The organism is Roseicella frigidaeris (genome assembly GCF_003258945.1).
Classification (GTDB): Bacteria; Pseudomonadota; Alphaproteobacteria; order Acetobacterales; family Acetobacteraceae; genus Paracraurococcus; species Paracraurococcus frigidaeris.
Genome location: NZ_QLIX01000005.1, coordinates 44,880 through 63,232, shown reverse-complemented (window position 1 = coordinate 63,232; position 18,353 = coordinate 44,880). Strand labels below are relative to the sequence as shown.

Here is an 18,353-nt window from a genome sequence, read left to right as displayed (position 1 = left end):
CTACCGGCCGGCCCGGGCTCTTGGATCAGCCTGACGTCCCCAGGCTACACCATGCGTCCCAAAGCAGGCGAGCGCCGCGATCAGCGGACATGGCGGGACGGCGGGATGAGCGAGGACGGATCCGCCTGCGGGCCCGGACGCACCTCGCCGCGGCGCGCGGGCGCGATTCCGTCCGCGATCCGCTCTTGCAGCCAAGGGTAGAAGGGATTGGAGGAGAGCCGCATCAGTACATCCGGGCTCACCGTCAGTACGCCCCGCTCGCCCCGCACCGCCAGCTCGCCGAGCCGCACCCCGAAATCCTCGGCCGGATCGGCCGAGGGTTCCAGCCCATACAACCCGTCCTGCAACGGAAAGGGCAGGGCGACATGGGAGAGCGAGAAGATCTCCCGCGGCCAGGCGAAGCCGATCGGGCGTACCTGCTCTTCCGTCGCGCCCGTCTCCGTCACGCGCGCCACCGCCGCGGCCTGGTCCGGGCCGGCATTGGTGATCACCACGGCACGCCAGCGGCGCGGGCCGGGCGGCAGCAGCCGGTCGAGCGCAGTCTCGGTCGCCGGCGAGACCAGCGGACCGAGCTTGGCGTTGCGGTTGATGTCGAACAGCACCAGCTCGCTGCCGTTGGCCGGCAGCAGGTCGTAGAGCGCCGTCACCACGGCCCGCGTGCTCACGGTGAAATCGGCCACCGACTGGAAGGTCTGAACGGGCGGCAGCCGTGCCAGCCCTCCCGCCGCCGCCAACCGCCGCAGCTGCGTCTGCACCGCCAGCGTCAGGCGATGCGATTGAAGGGCGGCGTTCGCCGGGAAGCTGTTGTACTTGAATGGGATGAACTCCGGCACGATGCTCAGCCAGGCCGCCTTGGCGAAGCGCGGGAACCAGGCCGGCAGCGCGGCCAGGCCCGCGAAGCGCGCGAAGGCGGTGACGCCGATCATCGGGGAGAGGAGCACGAGGCGATCCGGGCGCGGCAAGGCCGGATCCTCGACCGCGTCGAGCGCGTATTGCACCGCCAGCGCCCCGCCATTGGAGTAGCCGACGACGTGCAGCGGCCGGCCGGGCGGGAGCCGCCGCCGCGCTTCCCGCACCGCCAGCCTGGTCGCGGCCTGCCACTCCTCCCAGGTCACGCTGGTCAGGGCCGCGGGCACCGTGCCATGGGCTGGCAGGCGTGGGGCGATCGCCACCCAGCCCCGCTTCGCATAAAGCGCGCCGACATGCCGCAGGCTGTAGGGGGCGTCGGTCATGCCGTGCAGCAGCACGACCGCGCCCAGCGGCTCGCCCCCGGCGGGCTCGAGCACGAAGGAGCGGTTCCAGTCCCGCGCGAAATGCCGGGGATGGAGCGGGCTGCCATCGAAATAGCGGTTGGCCGCGACCCGGTCTTCCGGCTCCAGCGCCTCGGTCACCTGCCGCTGCACCGTCTCCAGCACCGCGGCTTCCCGCGCGAGATAGGTGGGCCAGTCGGCTGCCGCGAGCTCGGCTGCCCGGAGCTCCTCCGGAACCACCAGATGCCATGGCCGCAGCGGCGGGCCGCGCTCGCTGTCCCAGATGCGCAGCGTCAGCAGCAGCAGCGCCAAGCCGCCCAGCAGCAGGGCCAGCCGCGCGGGCCATCGTCGCGCCCAGCCTGGCACGCGCGTCACGGTCGCCGCTCCATCGCCGAAACAGCTTGCGCCTGCGCGCCGTCTGCACAAGCCTGTGGCGGCGGCAGATCCGGGACGGAGTTGGCATGACGAAGCCTGGACCAGGATGGCTGTACGGCCTGGTCGCCGCGGCGTTGCTGGCGGCGGCGCTGCACCTGGCCGAACCCGTGCTGGCGCCGATCGCCTTCGCGCTCTTCACCCTGGCGCTGGTCTGGCCGGTGCAGCGCAGGCTGCAGGCGCGGCTGCCGGCCTTCATCGCCTTGCCGGTGACCATGCTGGTCACGCTGGTGGCGTTGGCCGGCCTGGCGCTGGCGGCCGGGTGGGGGTTCAGCCGCGCGGCGCGCTGGATCATCGCCAATGCGGGGATGTTGCAGGCCTTCTACGCCCAGAAGCTCGCCTGGCTCGAAGGCTTCGGCATCGCGGCCGACATGCTCGGCGAGCCCTTCGAGACGCGCCGCCTGGTGTGGCTGGCGCAGGCGGTGCTGCTGCAACTTCAAGGTGTGGTCAGCTTCCTCGGCGTCATGCTGGTCTTCGTCATCCTCGGTCTGTTGGAGGTGACGGTCGCGGCCCGGCAGCTCGAAGCCCTTGGCGAAACGCGGCCGGCCGCCGCCGCCGTGCTGCGCGGGCTGCGGCGCGGCGCGGCGAAGCTGCGCGCCTACATGCTGGTGCGGACGGTGATGAGCGTGCTGACCGGCCTCGCCATCTGGGGCTTCGCCGCCGCCACGGGGCTCGACCTCGCTCTCGAATGGGGCGTGATCGCCTTCGTGCTGAACTACATCCCCTTCATCGGCTCGCTGCTGGCGACGCTCCTGCCGACCGTCTTCGCCGTCCTGCAATTCGGCACCTGGCAGGCGGCGCTGACCACCTTCCTGGCGCTGCAGGCCATCCAGTTCCTCTCGGGCAGCACGATCGAGCCGCGGCTGGCCGGCGCGCGGCTGTCCGTCTCCCCCTTCATGGTGCTGGCGGCGGTGTTCCTCGGCGCCTTCCTGTGGGGGATTCCCGGCGCCTTCATCGGCGTGCCGGCACTGATCCAGGCCTTGACGCTGTGCGAGGAGTTCGAGGGCAGCCGCTGGGTGGCGCGCCTGCTCTCGGGGCGGGACGCCGCGCCGGCGCCATCCCTGCATGCCGCGGGACCGCACGGCGCCTCAGAATGACCCGGCCACGGAGCCGAGCAGGATCACCGCGGCGAGGCTGACGAGCGAGCTGACGATCCCCACCACGACGATGTCGAGATAGCTCTCCTTGTGCGTGCAGCCGCAGACCGCCAGCAGGGTGATCACCGCGCCGTTGTGCGGCAGGATGTCGAGCGTGCCGGCGCCGATCACCGCGATGCGGTGCAGCAGGCCAGGATCGATGCCCTGCTCCGCGGCGATCGCCATATAGGTCGGCCCCAGCGCATCGAGCGCGATGGTCAGGCCGCCGGACGCCGAGCCGGTGAGCGCCGCCAGCAGGTTGGTGGCGACGGCCAGCGACACGAGCGGCCCGCCGCCGATGCCGAGCACCCAGTCCCGCACCGCCTCGAAGGCCGGCATGGCGGCGACCACCGCGCCGAAGCCGACCAGGCTGGCGACGCTGATGACCGGCAGCACGGCGGCATTGGCGCCCGCATCCACCGAGGCGCGCAGCGCCGGGATGCGGCGCCCGCTGGTGAGCAGCAGCGCGGCGATGCCGGCCAGCAGCGCCGTCGACACCGCCCAGACCCCGCCCACCGAGGACAGGGTCGCGCCGCCCCAGCGCGGCTCCTCCAGGAAGTCCGTGTCGAGGGCCGGCAACACGGCGAAGGACATCAGCAGGTTCACTAGCACCACCACCAGCAGCGGCAGGAAGGCGAGCAGGGCAGGCGGCGACCGCTCGGCCTGGCTGCCATGATGGATCTCCGCCGGGTCGAATTCGCGCGCCGTCACCGCGCGCTCGCGCACCAGCGCGTCCTCGGCGGCCGCGTCCGCGGCGCCGGGCCGGGCCTCGCCGAAACCCTCGCCGCGCCGGCGCGCCGCCGCCTCCGCCCGTTGCAGCCACCACAGCCCGATCCCGAGCATGATGCCGGAGGCGATGATGCCGAGCCCGGGCGCGGCGAAGGGCGTGGTGCCGAAGAAGGGCATCGGGATGGTGTTCGGGATGGCCGGCGTGCCCGGCAGGGCCGACATGGTGAAGGTGGAGCTGCCGACCAGGATGGCGGCCGGCATCAGCCGGCGCGGGATGTCGGCGGCCTGGAACAGCGCCATCGCCATCGGGCCGAGCACGAAATAGGCGACGAAGAGGCTGACGCCGCCATAGGTCACGATGGCGCCGGCCAGCACCACGGCCAGCACCGCGCGCCGGGTGCCGAGCCGCGCCGTCATCGCCTCGGCGATCGCCGTCACCGCGCCGCTGTCCTCCATCAGCTTGCCGAACAGCGCGCCCAGCAGGAAGATCGGGAAGAACTGCGCGACGAAGCGCGCGCCCGCTCCCATGAAGGTCTCGGTCCAATGCGCCAGCAACGGCTCGCCGGCGAAGGCGGCCGCGACCATGGCGCCGGCCGGCGCCAGCAGCAGCACGCTCCAGCCGCGATAGGCGAGCCAGACCAGCAGGCCGAGGCCGACGAGGATGCCGAGCAGGCCCATGGCGTCACGCCCCGTCCAGCAGGCGGTCGAGGTCGAGCGAGGAGCGCGTGCCGATATCGGCCGCGTGCAGGTCGAGGAAGCTCTGCGCGGCCTGCCGCCCCTCGTCCCGCAGCATGGTCAGGAAGGCCCATTCGGCATTGAGCTTGGAGGAATAGCCGAGCGTCGCCATGACGTCGTTGCGCACCATGTGCATGCGCATGCGCGCCCAATTCGCGCCCTCGCTGGCCCCCGCATCGGCCACCTTGCGCATCAGCGCCAGCATCTTGAGCTCCTTGAGGGCGACCGCGTTGAAGGAGACCTCGTTCACCCTGTCGAGGATCTCGCGGGCGCTGCGCGGCGTGCTCGGCCGTTCGATCGGGTTGATCGGCACGAGGATGGTGTCGTCCGATTCCAGCTCGTTCACCAGCGGCACCAGGGTCGGGTTGCCGGCGAAGCCGCCATCCCAATAGGGTTGCCCGTCGATCTCGATCGCCTGGAAGAGCTGCGGCAGGCAGGCGGAGGCGAGCAGGGCCTGCGCCGAGACGTCGCGGTTGCGGAAGATGCGGGCCCGGCCGGTATGGACATTGGTCGCGGTGACGAAGATCTTGACCGGGCCTTGCGCCAGCGCGGCGAAATCGACGCTGTCGTGCAATATCTGCTCGAGCGGGTTGCCGCCGACATTCGACACGTCGTAGGGCGAGATCAGCCGCGCCAGCAGATCCATGGTCAGGAAGCCCGGGGAGTTGTCGAGCGTCCAGTTGCCGAGCAGCCGGTCCATCATCCCGCGCTGGAAGGGGCTGAAGGTGGCGGCGGTCGAGACCCGGCGCCAGAAGGCCTCGAGATCCTCCCGGGCCGCGGCGGCGCCGCCGCGCGCTATGCCGCTGGCCAGCACGGCGGCATTCATCGCCCCGGCCGAGGTGCCGGAGACGCCCTCGATCTCCAGCCACTCCTCCTCCAGCATGCGGTCCAGCACGCCCCAGGTGAAGGCGCCGTGCGACCCGCCCCCCTGCAACGCGAAGTCCACGAGCACACGGCCTCGCGGCGCAGCTTTGGCGTGTCTTGCCATATCCAGGCTCCTTCGGGCTCAGCCGCGGGCGTTGCGGCGGGCCTGGGCATGGCGCCCGGCCCGGGAGGGGGTGGTGGTGCGCCGGTCCGGACCGAGGCGCCATCCGCTGCGGCCGGGCGTCGGCCCCGCATCACGGCAGGGCGTGCCGCCGGCGGCGCCCAGCGGCCGGCATGTCGTGGCGAAGGCGATGCCCATCGGCCTAAGTCCTGTCCTGATGGTGCCGCCGCGGCGCAGGAGGGCCGCATGCATTGGCCATGCCGGGCGCGATCCTGCGGGGCGGCCGAGGAAGCGCGGCAACGGGATGGGTTCCAGGATAGTGGGGGCAGCCGGGCGGAACAGGCGTCAGGCGTCCCGCTGCTGTCCCGGACGTCCCAGGCCGGCCGCGGCGCGGCCGAGGGCGGCGCCCGTTCGCGCGTTCAGCCGGCCGCATCTTGGCCCGTCCCGCGGACCATGACGACGGGGCGCGTCACGCCGCGGGGCGCAAGGGCTCCGGCGCCACGCCGATGGTTCGGAGGACGCCGACGAAATCCGTCGAATTGAATGTGGCGGTCGCCGTCGTGCCGAGCGGCAGGCGCAGCCCGGCGCGCGCGGCCGCGCGGACCTCCACCGGCGTGACGCCGAATTCCTGCCGGAAGGCCCGGCTGAAGGCCGAGGCGTTGAAATGCCCGACCCTCTCGGCAATCGCCGAGACATTCGCGGTGCAGGCGGCATCCTCCAGCATGACGCGGGCGAGGCGCATGCGTTGGATCTGGATGTAGCGCGCCACCCCGCCATGCGGCTCGAACAGGCGGTAGAGCTGGGACCGGGACAGGCCCGCCGCGCGGCACAGCCGCTCCGGCCCCAGCATGGCCGAACCGATGTTCTGGCGGATCACGCGCCGGACCTGCTCCAACTGGGTGAAGGCCGCCGCATCCGGGCCCTGCGCCGCCGCGCCGGCCCCGCGCAGCAGGCACGCCGCCACCATCGCGCGCGCGCCTTCGGCCAGTGCCGGCAACTCCGCCAGGGTGGCCTCGGCCATGCGCCGCTCAAGCAGCAGGATGACGTCGGCCAGCAGCCCGGCCCCCGCATGGTCGAGGGTGCAGTTGCCGAGGCGGTCCAGGCCGGCGGCGAGGTCCGGGTGGGTGTCCCGCGGGATGTAGAGCGAGACCCAGTCGGTGTCCGACCGCTCGCCGTCATGCGGTTGGCCGAGCCCGAAGAGCAGCGGCCGGCCCGGCGAGGCGCGGAGCACCTTGTCGCCGATGCGCAGGGTCATTTGGCCGCGACGAACGACGCGGACCACCCAATGATCGATGGAATCGCGCTGGATATGCCGCCGCAGCCGTTCGAAGCCCATGGCGGGGGCGGAATTGCGCAGCAGCGCCAGGCCGCAGAAGGACCAGATCTCGTTGCTGGCCTCGAAATCGCGGCTGATGGGGCCGAGCGGCGTCAGCGCGTTGAACGCCTCGTAGGTGCTCCGCCAGCGATCGAGCCGATGGGCCGGCGCCACGTCGCGGCTGGAAAAGACGACAGGCGTGAGCCTGTCCTGCGATGTCGCATCCGCCGACCCCGGCGCGGCTGCCGTTGCTCGGGTCCCACCGGCTGTCCACGCCTCTGCCATCGCAGTGCACTACCTGCCGTTGTAACGCGGACGCTACCACAACATCCGGGATGTGATGCAGGCCACCTTGACGTGAACGACCTGCTTCATTGACGATTTTTCGTTCGTCCCAGCACCGGCCGCGCAGCAGGCGCAGGCCGGGGACGTTCGCCCTGGTAGGTCGGCAAGCTTGGGCAACGCTCGTGGTGGTTGTGCGCGAGGCTGGCCTGGGCCGGGCTTGGCTCCGATGGACCGGGTTGAGGCCGGGACGACGACGCGGGTCGCGGATTTGGGCGAGATCCCCCCGAGGCGCGCTTCCCACGGGGCGGCCGTCGCCACGCCGCCCCTCCACGGTCGACCTCGGGGCCAGGCGCAACACCCCGGGCCCGGGGGCGTTGCTCCTTCCCGATGGCCGGCGTGCCGGGGCAGGGGACGCCGGATCCGTCCGGGGGCGCCCTGACAGGGGCGCCGCGCCGGCCTATCCTGCCGCCCATCAAGGGAAGGAGACCGGCCCATGCTGGACGCCGTCGCACGCCTGCCGCTGAAGGATCCCGAGCTCTTCCGCCAGGCCAATTGCATCAACGGGGAATGGGTCCAGGCCGATAGCGGCAAGACCCTCGAGGTCCGCAACCCCTCGACCGGCGAGCTGGTTGGCCGCGTCCCCGCCATGGGCGCCGCCGAGACCCGCCGCGCCATCGAGGCGGCGCACAAGGCGCAGGGCGCCTGGCGCGCCATGCTGGCCAAGGACCGCGCCGCGATCCTGCGCAAGCTCTTCGACCTCATGCTCGCCAACACCGACGACCTGGCGGCGATCATGACCGCCGAGCAGGGCAAGCCGCTGGCCGAGAGCAAGGGCGAGATCGCCTATGCCGCCTCCTTCATCGAGTGGTTCGCCGAGGAAGGGAAACGGGTCTATGGCGACACCATCCCGCAGAACGCCAAGGGGCGGCGGATCATCGTCCAGAAGGAGCCGATCGGCGTCTTCGCCGCCATCACGCCGTGGAATTTCCCGGCCGCGATGATCACCCGGAAGACCGGGCCCGGCTGGGCCGCGGGCTGCACCGGCGTCATCCGCCCGGCCTCGCAGACGCCCTTCTCGGCACTGGCCATCGCCGTGCTGGCCGAGCGCGCCGGCATGCCGCCCGGCGTCTGCAACGTCATCACCGGCCCCTCCGGCGAGACCGGCCGCGAGCTGACGGGCAACCCGCTGGTGCGCAAGCTGACCTTCACCGGCTCCACCGAGGTCGGCCGGGTGCTGCTGGAGCAATGCGCCGGCACCATCAAGAAGACCTCGATGGAGCTCGGCGGCAACGCGCCCTTCATCGTCTTCGACGATGCCGATCTCGACGCCGCGGTGCAGGGCGCCATGGCGAGCAAGTACCGCAACACCGGCCAGACCTGCGTCTGCGCCAACCGCCTGCTGGTGCAGGACGGGGTCTACGACGCCTTCGCCGCCAAGCTGAAGGCGGCGGTCGAGGCCCTGAAGGTCGGCGACGGCATGGAGCCGGGCGTCACCCAGGGGCCGCTGATCAATGCCGATGCGGTGAAGAAGGTGGAGGAGCACGTCTCCGACGCCCTCGCCAAGGGGGCGAGCGTCGTCACCGGCGGCAAGCGCCATCCGCGCGGCGGCAATTTCTACGAGCCGACGGTGCTCGCCAACGTCCCGGGCGATGCGCTGATGTTCCGCGAGGAGACCTTCGGCCCGGTCGCCCCGCTCTTCCGCTTCAAGACGGAGGAGGAGGCGATCGCGCTGGCCAACGACACCCCCTTCGGCCTCGCCGCCTATTTCTACGCCCGCGACATCGGCCGCATCTTCCGGGTGGCCGAGGCGCTGGAGAGCGGCATCATCGGCATCAATGAGGGGCTGATCAGCACCGAGGTGGCGCCCTTCGGCGGCGTGAAGGAGAGCGGCCTTGGCCGCGAGGGCAGCCATTACGGCATCGACGAGTATCTCGAGGTGAAGTACCTCGCCCTCGGCGGCATCGGCAGCTGAGGTTCAGGGCCCTCGGGCGCCGGGCGCGGCCCTCCGGTTCGCCCGGCGACGCGATGTAGGTCGCGGGCCGCGTCCGGGGCCTCGGGCCGGTCGGGAGACCGGTCCGCTGGCCCGCAGAGATAGTCCGATATGGGAGCGTGGTTCATAGCCATGCTCCCAAGCGATGTCGGGGTTACGCCTGACGCGCGTGGTTCTGCGGTGAAACCCGCGGTCCGGCGGCGTACATGACCGATCCAGCACTGCCGGCCCGCCGGCACACCCCACGGATCGGGAGACGTCTCCGGCATGTCCGCCACCACCCTCACCGCCGCGCCGCCTGTCTCGCGGGCCGGCGGCATCCAGGGGCCGGCCGCGCTCGGCGCCGCGGCCCTGCTCGCGCTCGGCGCCCTCGGCATCGGCCAGGTGGTGGGGCCGCGCCAGGCCGCGCTTTACCTGCTCGGCGCGGCGCTCGGCCTCGTCCTCTATCATGCCGCATTCGGCTTCACCTCGGCCTGGCGGGTCTTCATCGCCGACCGGCGCGGCGAGGGGCTGCGCGCCCAGATGGCGATGCTTGCCATCGCCGTGCTGCTCTTCTTCCCGGCGCTGGCCGCCGGGCAGCTCTTCGGCCAGCCGGTCGCCGGCAATGTCTCGCCCATCGGCGTCTCGCTGCTGGTTGGCGCCTTCCTCTTCGGCATCGGCATGCAGATCGGCGGCGGCTGCGCCTCGGGCACGCTCTACACGGTGGGCGGCGGCTCGGTGCGGATGCTGCTGACGCTGGCCGCCTTCATCGCCGGCTCGGCCATCGGCGCGGCGCATTTCCACTGGTGGCAGGCGCAGTGGCACCTGGCGCCGGTCTCGCTGGTGCGGGACTGGGGCGTCGGCCCGGCGCTCGCGGCCAATCTCGCCCTGTTCGGCCTGATCGCCGGCGGCACGCTCTGGCTGGAGCGGCGGCGGCATGGCGCGGCAGTGGCCCCCCGGCCGCGGCCCCCCTTGGCGCCACGCCAGGGACTGGCGCGGCTGTTGCGCGGCCCCTGGCCGGTGCTGGCCGGGGCGGTGGCGCTGGCGCTGCTGAACTTCGCCACCCTGGCGCTCGCGGGGAAGCCCTGGGGCATCACCTCCGCCTTCGCCCTCTGGGGCTCCAAGGCGGCCATGGCGCTCGGCATCGACGCCGCCGCCTGGCCCTATTGGCAGGCCCCGGCGGCCCGGGCGGCGCTCGAGGGCAGCGTGCTGCGCGACGTCACCTCGGTGATGGATATCGGCATCGTCCTCGGCGCCCTGCTCGCCGCCGCCCTGGCTGGCCGCTTCTCCCCCGGGCTGCGGGTGCCGCTGCGCTCGGCGCTGGCGGCGGTGATCGGCGGGCTGATGCTCGGCTACGGCGCCCGGCTGGCCTATGGCTGCAACATCGGCGCCTATTTCTCCGGCATCGCCTCCGGCAGCCTGCATGGCTGGGTCTGGATGGCCATGGCCTTCGCCGGCAGCGTCATCGGCACGCAGCTGCGGCCGCTCTTCGGCCTCGAGGTGGAGCGGACGCCGCGCCAGACCGGGTGCTGAGGAGAGGCTGCCGAGCGCGGCGCGCATCGCAGCCGGGACCGGGGACGGGTACCCATCGGCCCGGCCGCGTCGCATATAGGGTGCAACGGGCCGGCACCGGCCGGCCGACCAAAGGGGCACCCCGCATGGCCAGCAGCCTCCATCCCCTCGCCATCGCCACCCGGACGCAGGGGGCGCGCGGCCGATGAGCGCCTCCGCGACCAGCTACGACTTCGACCTCTTCGTCATCGGCGGCGGCTCGGGCGGGGTGCGCTGCGCCCGCATCGCGGCGGGGCATGGCGCCCGGGTCGGCATCGCCGAGGAGCGGTTCTGGGGCGGCACCTGCGTCAATGTCGGCTGCGTGCCGAAGAAGATCATGGTCAACGCCGCCGAATACGGGCAGTGGGCCGAGGATGCCGCCGCCTTCGGCTGGAGCATCGAGACGCGCGGCTTCAACCTCGCCACCCTGGCGGCGGCGCGGGATGCCGAGGTGGCGCGGCTGAACGGCATCTATGGCCGGCTGCTGAGCGGCGCCGGCTGCACCATCTTCGAGGCCCGCGCCACCTTCATCGACGCCCATACCCTCGATGTCGGCGGCCAGCGGGTGACGGCCGAGCGGATCGTCGTCGCCACCGGCGGCCGGCCGGTGCGGCCGGAGATCCCCGGCGCCGAGCTCGGCCTGCTCTCCGACGACGTCTTCGGGCTGCAGGACCTGCCGCGCCGCGTCACCGTGGTCGGCAGCGGCTATATCGGGCTGGAATTCGCCTGCATCCTGCGCGGCCTCGGCGCCGAGGTGGATCTCGTCTACCGCGCCGACCTGCCGCTGCGCGGCTTCGACCAGGATATCCGGGTCGCGGTGAAGGAGGCCATGGAGCAGCAGGGCATCCGCCAGCATTGCGGCCACCATCCCGGGCGGCTGGACCGGCTCGGCGACCATCTCTGCCTCAACCTCCGCGGCGGCGAGGCGATCGAGACGGATGCCGTGCTCTTCGCCACCGGCCGGGTGCCGAACACCGCCGGGCTGCATCTCGACGCCGCGGGCATCGCCTGCACCGCCAAGGGCGCGATCGAGGTGGATGAGGAGCACCGCACCACGGCGCCGAACATCTACGCCATCGGCGACGTGCTGAACCGGATGAACCTGACGCCGGTGGCGACCGCGGTCGGCCATGCCCTGGCCGACACCCTCTTCGGCAACACCCCGCGCCGCGTCAGCTACCGCAACATCCCGACCGCGGTCTTCACCTCGCCGCCGATCGGCACGGTCGGGCTGACCGAGGCGGATGCGGCGGCGCTCGGCCCGGTCGATGTCTACCTCGCCCGCTTCACCCCGATGCGCCACACCATCAGCGGCCGGCCGGGGCGCAAGACGCTGATGAAGCTCATCGTCTGCCAGGAGACGCGGAAGGTCCTCGGCGCCCATATGCTGGGTGAGGATGCCGGCGAGATCATGCAGGGCATCGGCATCGCGGTCGCGGCCGGCCTGACCAAGGAGGATTTCGACCGCACCATCGGCATCCACCCGACCGCGGCGGAGGAGTTCGTGACGCTGCGGACCCGGACGCGGGAGGCGGGCGTCCGGGCGGCGGCGGCCGAGTAGCAGCGGCGGGGCTGGCCCGGGCGGGTTCACCCGCACCGCGCGCTCCGCTATGGTCCGCGATCCGGGCAACCATCCCGGGTCAGGAAGGAACGTCCCGCCCGGTTCGCCGGCAGGGTGTGCCCAGCGGGGCGGGCAAGGAGAATGCAGTGATGTCCGTGCGCGGGTGGCACCCCGGAAGCTGGCGGGACATGCCGATCCGGCAGGTGCCCGACTATCCCGACCAGGCGAAGCTGGCCGAGGCGGAGGCGCGCCTGGCCAAATGGCCGCCCCTGGTCTTCGCCGGCGAGGCGCGGCGGCTCCAGGCGGCGCTGGCCAAGGCGGGGGAGGGGCAGGCCTTCGTCTTGCAGGGGGGCGACTGCGCCGAGAGCTTCTCGGACTTCACCGCCAACATCATCCGCGACACCTTCCGCGTGCTGCTGCAGATGGCGGTGGTGCTGACCTTCGGCGGCGGCACGCCGGTGGTGAAGCTCGGCCGCATGGCGGGCCAGTTCGCCAAGCCGCGCAGCAGCGATGTCGAGACGAAGGACGGGGTGACGCTGCCCTCCTATCGCGGCGACATCATCAACGGGCCCGAATTCACCCCCGAGGCGCGCATCCCCGATCCGTCGCGGATGGATTTCGCCTATATGCAGTCGGCCGGCACGCTGAACCTGCTGCGCGCCTTCGCGACCGGCGGCTATGCCGACCTGCACCAGGTGCATCGCTGGAATCTCGGCTTCGTCGCCCGCAGCCCGCTCGCCGACCGCTACCAGGATCTGGCGCACCGGATCGACGAGACCCTCGGCTTCATGCAGGCCTGCGGCATGTCCGACCTGCCGCAGGTGCGGGAGACGGAGTTCTACACCAGCCACGAGGCGCTGCTGCTGCCCTATGAGCAGGCGCTGACCCGGGTCGATTCCACGACCGGCGACCATTACGCCTGCTCGGCGCATTTCCTCTGGATCGGCGACCGCACCCGCCAGCCCGAGGGGGCGCATGTCGAGTTCATGCGCGGGGTCCGCAACCCGATCGGCCTGAAGGTCGGGCCGAGCATGGACGCGGACGAGCTGGTCCGGCTGACCGAGATCCTGAACCCGGCCAACGAGATGGGTCGGCTGACCCTGATCGCCCGCATGGGGGCGGACAAGGTGGAGGCGAAGCTGCCGCCGCTGCTGCGGGCGGTGAAGCGCGCCGGCCGCCGGGTGGTCTGGCTGTCCGATCCGATGCACGGCAACACCACCACCGCCGGCGGCTACAAGACCCGCCCCTTCGATGCGGTGCTGGCCGAGGTGCGGCGCTTCTTCGACTGCCACGCCGCCGAGGGCACCCAGCCCGGCGGCGTGCATGTCGAGATGACCGGCCAGGAGGTGACGGAATGCCTCGGCGGCGCGCATCGCCTGGGCGAGGCGGATCTCGGGCTGCGCTACCAGACCTTCTGCGACCCGCGGTTGAATGCCGAGCAGTCGCTGGAACTGGCCTTCCTGATCGCGGAGGGGCTGAAATCCCGCCGCGGCAGCGGCGCCGCATCGCCGGCGCGGGCCGCGGAATAAGCCAAGACGAAGGGCGCGGGAGGAGGAAGCAGCGCATGGACGGATCGCCGCCGATCAACCCGGAGGATGCGGCGATCTCCGCCCGCACCGATGTCTATTTCAACCGGACGCGGGCCATCGTGCAGCGCTTCGGCGACTGCCAGGTCACCTATGCCGTCTTCCTCCGCCGCCCGGTCGTGAGCGCGCCGCGGCTGGCGGTGGAGTGGCTGGAGCGGGTGGCGCAGGAGCGCGGCACCCGCTTCGACATCGACCTGCTGCATGCCGAGGGCACCTGGGTCGGCGCCGGCGATCCGCTGCTGACCATCACCGGCTCCTTCGCCGAGCTGGCCGATCTCGAGACGCTCTACCTGCAGAAGCTCGGCCCGCCCTGCGTCGCCGCGCACAACGCCTACCAGATGTGCCTCGAACTGCCGGAGGTCGCCTTCCTGGCGATGGATGCGCGGCACTGCGCCGGCTTCGAGATGCAGGACATGATGGCCTATGCCGCCAGCGTCGGCGGCGCGGCCGCCCGCAAGGAAGGGGCGAAGGGCTTCACCGGCAACGCCACCGACGCGACCGCCCACTGGTTCGGCGCGGCGCGCGGCTTCGGCACCATGCCGCACGCCCTGATCGGCTATGCCGGCAGCACCCTGCGCGCCGCCGAGATGTTCCAGGAGGCCTTCCCGGAGGAGAACCTCACCGTCCTGACCGATTACTTCGGCCGGGAGGTGACGGATGGGCTGGCGGTGTGCCGGCGCTATCCCGAGCTGGCTGCGGCCGGCAAGATGGCGGTGCGGCTCGACACCCATGGCGGCCGCTTCCTCGAAGGGCTCGACCCGGCCGAGAGCTATGCCGTGCTGGAGCGGCACGCGCCGGGCGCGATCCGCCGCTACCGCTCCGAGACCGAGCTGCGCCACCTCGTCGGCACCGGCGTCTCGGCGGCGGCCATCTGGCGCATGCGCGAGGCGCTGGACGAGGCCGGCTTCCCGAAGGTGCGCATCGTCGCCTCCTCCGGCTTCAATGTCGGCAAGTGCCGCGTCATGGCCGATGCCAGGGCGCCGATCGACATGGTCGGCACTGGCAGCTTCATCCCCGATCTCTGGTCCGAGACCTACGCGACCGCCGATATCATCGCCTATGACGGCGTGCCGCGGGTGAAGATCGGGCGCGAGTTCCTGCTGCAGCGGAATGGCGGCCGCAAGCGGGGCGCCGGCGGCTGAGGCTGGCGCACCGCCTCCGGCCGGTGGCCGGCGATCCTCCCTCGCGCCCGGACCGGCGGCGCGGGCTGCGGTAGCGCGCCGCATCCGGCGCCGGCCCGTCGCGCCGGCGGGCGATCCGCTGTAGAACCCCGCCGTTGATCCGGCGTGCCCTCCCGGCCCGGCCAGCGTTGTTCCTCCCTATCGGCCAAGGGACCAGGCAGCATGAGCGCATTCGATACCGGCCTGTTCGGCCAGAAGGGCGGCTATGCCGTCCGCATCCTCGACCTCTCCGGCGGCAACGGCGCCGATCCGGTCGAGACCATCCGCGGCTTCCAGACCCTGGAGCACGCCAACGCCTTCGCCCGGCGCTATGTCCGGGACAGCCTGGAGCGTTGCCGCAGCCGCGGCATGGCCCCGGCCGATGTGGTCGCCGCCTGGTTCGCCTTCGGCGAGGATGCCGAGGTGATGGGCGGCGCCGAGCAGGCCTGGCGCAGCGCCGCCGAGCTGAACGACTTCGCCGCCCGGCCGCCGGGCGATGCCGAGGAGCGCAACTGGCGCGCCCTTGATCCGCGCCGCGACGCGGACGATGCGGATGAGGAGGAGGAATGAGCCGCCACAGCGTCCGCTGCGGCGATCTCGCCGATGAGGGCGACCCGGAGGAGGAGTGGCTGGTGGCCGGCTTCGCCTCCGCCGCCGCGGCGCTCGACTATGCCCGCCGCTTCGTCCGTGCCCAGATCGAGGATCTCCGCCGCGAGGCCGCCTCGCCGGAGGAGCTGGCCGCCATGTACCGCCGCTGGGGCGAATATGCCGAGACGCCGGGCTTCGACCGCGAGGCCTGGGTCGCCCATTGCATCGCCAACCCCGCGACGCGCCGGCAGGACACCGATTACGCCGCCTTGGAGCCCGGCCCGTGAAACTCCGCTTCGCCCCCTCGCCGACCGGCTTCCTGCATGTCGGCAACGCCCGCGCCGCCCTGGTCAACTGGCTGCTCGCCCGGCAGCGCGGCGGCCGCGTGCTGCTGCGCCTCGACGACACCGACACCGAGCGCAGCCGGGCCGAATATGCCGAGGCGCTGGAGGAGGATCTGCGCTGGCTCGGCCTCGACTGGGACGAGCAGTTCCGCCAGTCCGACCGGCTGCCGCTCTACCAGGCGGCGGCCGAGCGGCTGAAGCAGGCCGGCCGGCTCTACCCCTGCTTCGAATCCGAGGAGGAGCTGCGCTACAAGCGCGAGCAGCAGCTCCGCCAGAAGCGGCCGCCCATCTACGACCGTGGCGCGCTGCGCATGACGCCCGAGCAGTACGAGCGGGCACTGGCCAATGGCAAGGTGCCCTATTGGCGCTTCCTGCTGGAGACGCGGGAGGTCACCTGGCAGGACGGCGTGCTCGGCCCGCGCCGGGTGAAGCTGCCGAGCCTCTCCGACCCGGTGCTGGTGCGCGCCGATGGCACGCCGCTCTACACCTTCACCAGCGTGGTCGATGACCTCGAGAGCGGCATCACGCATATCCTCCGCGGCGAGGACCATGTGACCAACACCGGCGTGCAGATCGATCTCTGGCAGGCGCTGGGCGGCGACCCGGCGCGGCTCGCCTTCGCGCATCTGCCGCTGCTGACCGATGCCGATGGCGGGCCGCTCTCCAAGCGCCTCGGCTCGCTCTCGCTGCGCCAGCTCCGCCGCGACGGCATCGAGCCGGCGGCGCTGGCCGGCTACCTCGCGGCGCTCGGGACGGCGCAGGACCCGGTGGCGGGGATGCCGCGGGACCTCGTCGCCGGCTTCCGGCTGGAGGCGATCTCGAAATCCCCGGCGCGCTTCGATATCGGCCAGCTCCTGGCGCTGAACCGCCGCCACCTGCACGGGGCGAGCTTCGAGAGCGTGCGGGCGCAGCTTCCGGCCGGGGCGGACGAGGCCTTCTGGCAGGCCATCCGCGGCAATCTCGACCTGCTCTCCGAGGCCCGGGCCTGGTTCGAGGTGGCGCGCGGCAGCGTGGTGCCGCCGCCGCAGCCTGGGGAGGAGGCGTATCTCCGCGACGCCCTCGCCGCCCTGCCGCCCGCCCCCTGGGACGCGACGAGCTGGGGGGCCTGGACCGCGGCGCTGAAGGCGGCGACCGGGCGCAAGGGCAAGGCGCTGTTCCTGCCGCTCCGCCTCGCCCTGACGGGGGAGGATCATGGGCCGGAGATGGCGGCGCTGCTGCCGCTGATCGGGCCGGAGCGGGCGGCGCAGCGGTTGCGGATCGCCGCCGGGGGGTGAGGGCGGCGCCATCCCGTCGCCACCATCCCGCAAGCGATCCGGCCTATGCTGGCGCACCCTTACTGATCCTGGTGCCGCCGCATGCCCTGGCCCCGCCGCCGCCCCATCGGCCTTGCCGCCCTCCTGCTGCTCGGCGGTCTCGCCGCCTGCGCGCCGCGCCCGGCCTTCGTCTGGGATGGCCGGCGCGGCTATGACGGCAATGGCGATTACGGCTACGACCTCGAGGCCTCCCGCGCCGAGGCGCGGGTCTACCGCGCCCGCAGCGCCGGCAGCTATGCGGTGCCCGGCCCGCCCGAGGATCCCTGGGGCCCGCATATCCGCGAGGCGGCGAGCCGCTTCGGCGTGCCGGAGTGCTGGATCCGGGCGGTGATGCGCCAGGAGAGCGGCGGCCGGCTCTATGACGGCAGCGGCCGGCCGATCACCTCGCCGGTCGGGGCCATGGGGCTGATGCAGGTGATGCCGCGCACCTACGACACGCTGGCGGCCCGGCACGGGCTGGGGCCGGACCCCTATGCGCCGCGGGACAACATCCTCGCCGGTGCGGCCTATATCCGGGCGATGTATGACCGCTTCGGCGCCCCGGGCTTCCTCGCCGCCTACAATGCTGGCCCGGAGCGGGTGGAGGCTGTGCTCGCTGGTGCCACCGTCCTGCCGGACGAGACCCTGAATTACCTGGCGAGCGTGGCGCCGCGTCTGGGCGGCGCGGTGCCGTTGACCGGCCCCTTCGCCGTCTATGCCGGCGGCGGCGCGCCGGCGGCGCGGCCGGTCGAGACCGCGGCCGCCGACCTCGCCTATGCCGGCGGCGGGATGCGCGGCACCGAATATGGCCGCCCGGTCCTGGACGATCCCTCGCTGCGGGCCTTCGAGGGCGGTGGCCTGGTCACACGCGATGCGCCGACCGGCGTCCTGACGCCGCGCAACCGCGACTGGCGCGGGTACTGACGCGGACCGCAGGCGAGGAGGCAGGGGCCTCCCCGCCGCCCGGCTCAGCGGGTGGTGGTGCCGGGCGTGTCGCCGTGCCTGCGCTCATGCGCCCGCTCGCGGCTGGCCGGGGTGCTGTGGCCCGGATTGGCGCCGCTGATGTTGGAGCCGGTGGCCTTGTCCACCGCACGGCCCGCCGCCGTGCCGGGCGGGTTGCCGGGGGTGCCGTCGGCGGGCGTCGGGGCGCTGCCGGTGGCGCGGTCCAGACCGCGCTGCACGGCGGTGCTCGGCGGGTTGCCCGGCGTGCCGTCGCGCTGGGCGAGGGCCGGGGCGATGGCGAGGGTGGCGGCGGTGACGCCGATTGCGAGGCTGCGGAACATGGCTTTTTCTCCCATGGCGTGAGCAGCCCCTAACGTTCCCAGGCGTCCCGGTTCCCGCAGGCCCGGGTCCCGGCTGGGTGAGCGGGGCCCGGCCGGCCCTCCCCTGGCCCGGAATCGTCCTTGGCCGCCGGCCGGGTGGTGCGTTCTGGCCG

General features: G+C 72.6%; 15 protein-coding genes. 10 read left to right on the top strand and 5 right to left on the bottom strand.

Translation table 11 applies throughout. The annotated features are described in order from the left end of the window. Positions 1 to 80: 80 nt before the first annotated feature. A complete protein-coding gene (locus tag DOO78_RS09165; protein WP_279387780.1) occupies positions 81 to 1,625 on the bottom strand; it encodes an alpha/beta hydrolase in 1,545 nt (514 codons plus the stop codon). 86 nt (positions 1,626 to 1,711) lie between these two features. On the opposite strand from DOO78_RS09165, the gene DOO78_RS09160 reads away from it, so the two are divergent. Then, positions 1,712 to 2,779: an AI-2E family transporter gene (locus DOO78_RS09160; protein ID WP_111469457.1), complete on the top strand. Its 1,068-nt coding sequence runs from the start codon at positions 1,712 to 1,714 to the stop codon at positions 2,777 to 2,779. Here DOO78_RS09160 and DOO78_RS09155 read toward each other — a convergent pair. From DOO78_RS09155 to DOO78_RS09145, 3 genes are all read right to left on the bottom strand, one after another. Beyond that, positions 2,771 to 4,225 carry a GntP family permease gene (locus DOO78_RS09155; RefSeq protein ID WP_111469456.1) on the bottom strand — a complete coding sequence of 485 codons (1,455 nt, stop codon included), beginning with the start codon at positions 4,223 to 4,225 and terminating at the stop codon, positions 2,771 to 2,773. The two genes, DOO78_RS09160 and DOO78_RS09155, sit on opposite strands and share 9 nt — an antisense overlap. 4 nt (positions 4,226 to 4,229) lie before the next feature. Further along, positions 4,230 to 5,234 (bottom strand): patatin-like phospholipase family protein, encoded by a 1,005-nt coding sequence (locus DOO78_RS09150; RefSeq protein WP_243634475.1) that lies wholly within the window; start codon positions 5,232 to 5,234, stop codon positions 4,230 to 4,232. Between the two features lie 502 nt (positions 5,235 to 5,736). After that, entirely contained in the window at positions 5,737 to 6,756 is a 1,020-nt protein-coding gene (locus tag DOO78_RS09145) for a helix-turn-helix domain-containing protein (RefSeq protein WP_165838802.1), read from the bottom strand. 604 nt (positions 6,757 to 7,360) lie between these two features. Between DOO78_RS09145 and DOO78_RS09140 the strand changes: the two genes are divergently transcribed. The 9 genes from DOO78_RS09140 to DOO78_RS09100 all read left to right on the top strand — a co-directional run bounded on the left by DOO78_RS09140 (position 7,361) and on the right by DOO78_RS09100 (position 17,842). Next, on the top strand, positions 7,361 to 8,839 hold the full coding sequence (locus tag DOO78_RS09140; protein ID WP_111469453.1) for an NAD-dependent succinate-semialdehyde dehydrogenase: 1,479 nt from the start codon (positions 7,361 to 7,363) through the stop codon (positions 8,837 to 8,839). 285 nt (positions 8,840 to 9,124) lie between these two features. After that, positions 9,125 to 10,369 (top strand): YeeE/YedE family protein, encoded by a 1,245-nt coding sequence (locus DOO78_RS09135; RefSeq protein WP_111469452.1) that lies wholly within the window; start codon positions 9,125 to 9,127, stop codon positions 10,367 to 10,369. A gap of 184 nt (positions 10,370 to 10,553) precedes the next feature. Beyond that, positions 10,554 to 11,948, top strand: a complete 1,395-nt coding sequence (gene gorA, locus DOO78_RS09130; RefSeq protein ID WP_111469451.1) for a glutathione-disulfide reductase — start codon at positions 10,554 to 10,556, stop codon at positions 11,946 to 11,948. A 149-nt stretch (positions 11,949 to 12,097) separates the two neighbouring features. Continuing rightward, positions 12,098 to 13,477, top strand: a complete 1,380-nt coding sequence (locus DOO78_RS09125) for a class II 3-deoxy-7-phosphoheptulonate synthase (RefSeq protein ID WP_111469450.1) — start codon at positions 12,098 to 12,100, stop codon at positions 13,475 to 13,477. 35 nt (positions 13,478 to 13,512) lie between these two features. Beyond that, on the top strand, positions 13,513 to 14,676 hold the full coding sequence (locus tag DOO78_RS09120) for a beta/alpha barrel domain-containing protein (protein WP_111469449.1): 1,164 nt from the start codon (positions 13,513 to 13,515) through the stop codon (positions 14,674 to 14,676). Positions 14,677 to 14,877: 201 nt separating this feature from the next. Continuing rightward, entirely contained in the window at positions 14,878 to 15,264 is a 387-nt protein-coding gene (locus tag DOO78_RS09115) for a hypothetical protein (protein ID WP_111469448.1), read from the top strand. Then, positions 15,261 to 15,569 (top strand): hypothetical protein, encoded by a 309-nt coding sequence (locus tag DOO78_RS09110; protein ID WP_111469447.1) that lies wholly within the window; start codon positions 15,261 to 15,263, stop codon positions 15,567 to 15,569. Before DOO78_RS09115 ends, DOO78_RS09110 begins: the two co-directional genes overlap by 4 nt. Further along, the gene (gene gltX / locus DOO78_RS09105) at positions 15,566 to 16,900 is read left to right on the top strand and encodes a glutamate--tRNA ligase (protein WP_111469446.1); all 1,335 of its coding nucleotides are present in this window, start codon (positions 15,566 to 15,568) and stop codon (positions 16,898 to 16,900) included. Before DOO78_RS09110 ends, gltX begins: the two co-directional genes overlap by 4 nt. An 81-nt stretch (positions 16,901 to 16,981) precedes the next feature. Continuing rightward, positions 16,982 to 17,842, top strand: a complete 861-nt coding sequence (locus DOO78_RS09100; RefSeq protein ID WP_111469445.1) for a lytic transglycosylase domain-containing protein — start codon at positions 16,982 to 16,984, stop codon at positions 17,840 to 17,842. Between the two features lie 44 nt (positions 17,843 to 17,886). Here DOO78_RS09100 and DOO78_RS09095 read toward each other — a convergent pair whose 3' ends face one another. Next, positions 17,887 to 18,201: a hypothetical protein gene (locus DOO78_RS09095; RefSeq protein ID WP_111469444.1), complete on the bottom strand. Its 315-nt coding sequence runs from the start codon at positions 18,199 to 18,201 to the stop codon at positions 17,887 to 17,889. Between the last annotated feature and the right edge of the window lie 152 nt (positions 18,202 to 18,353).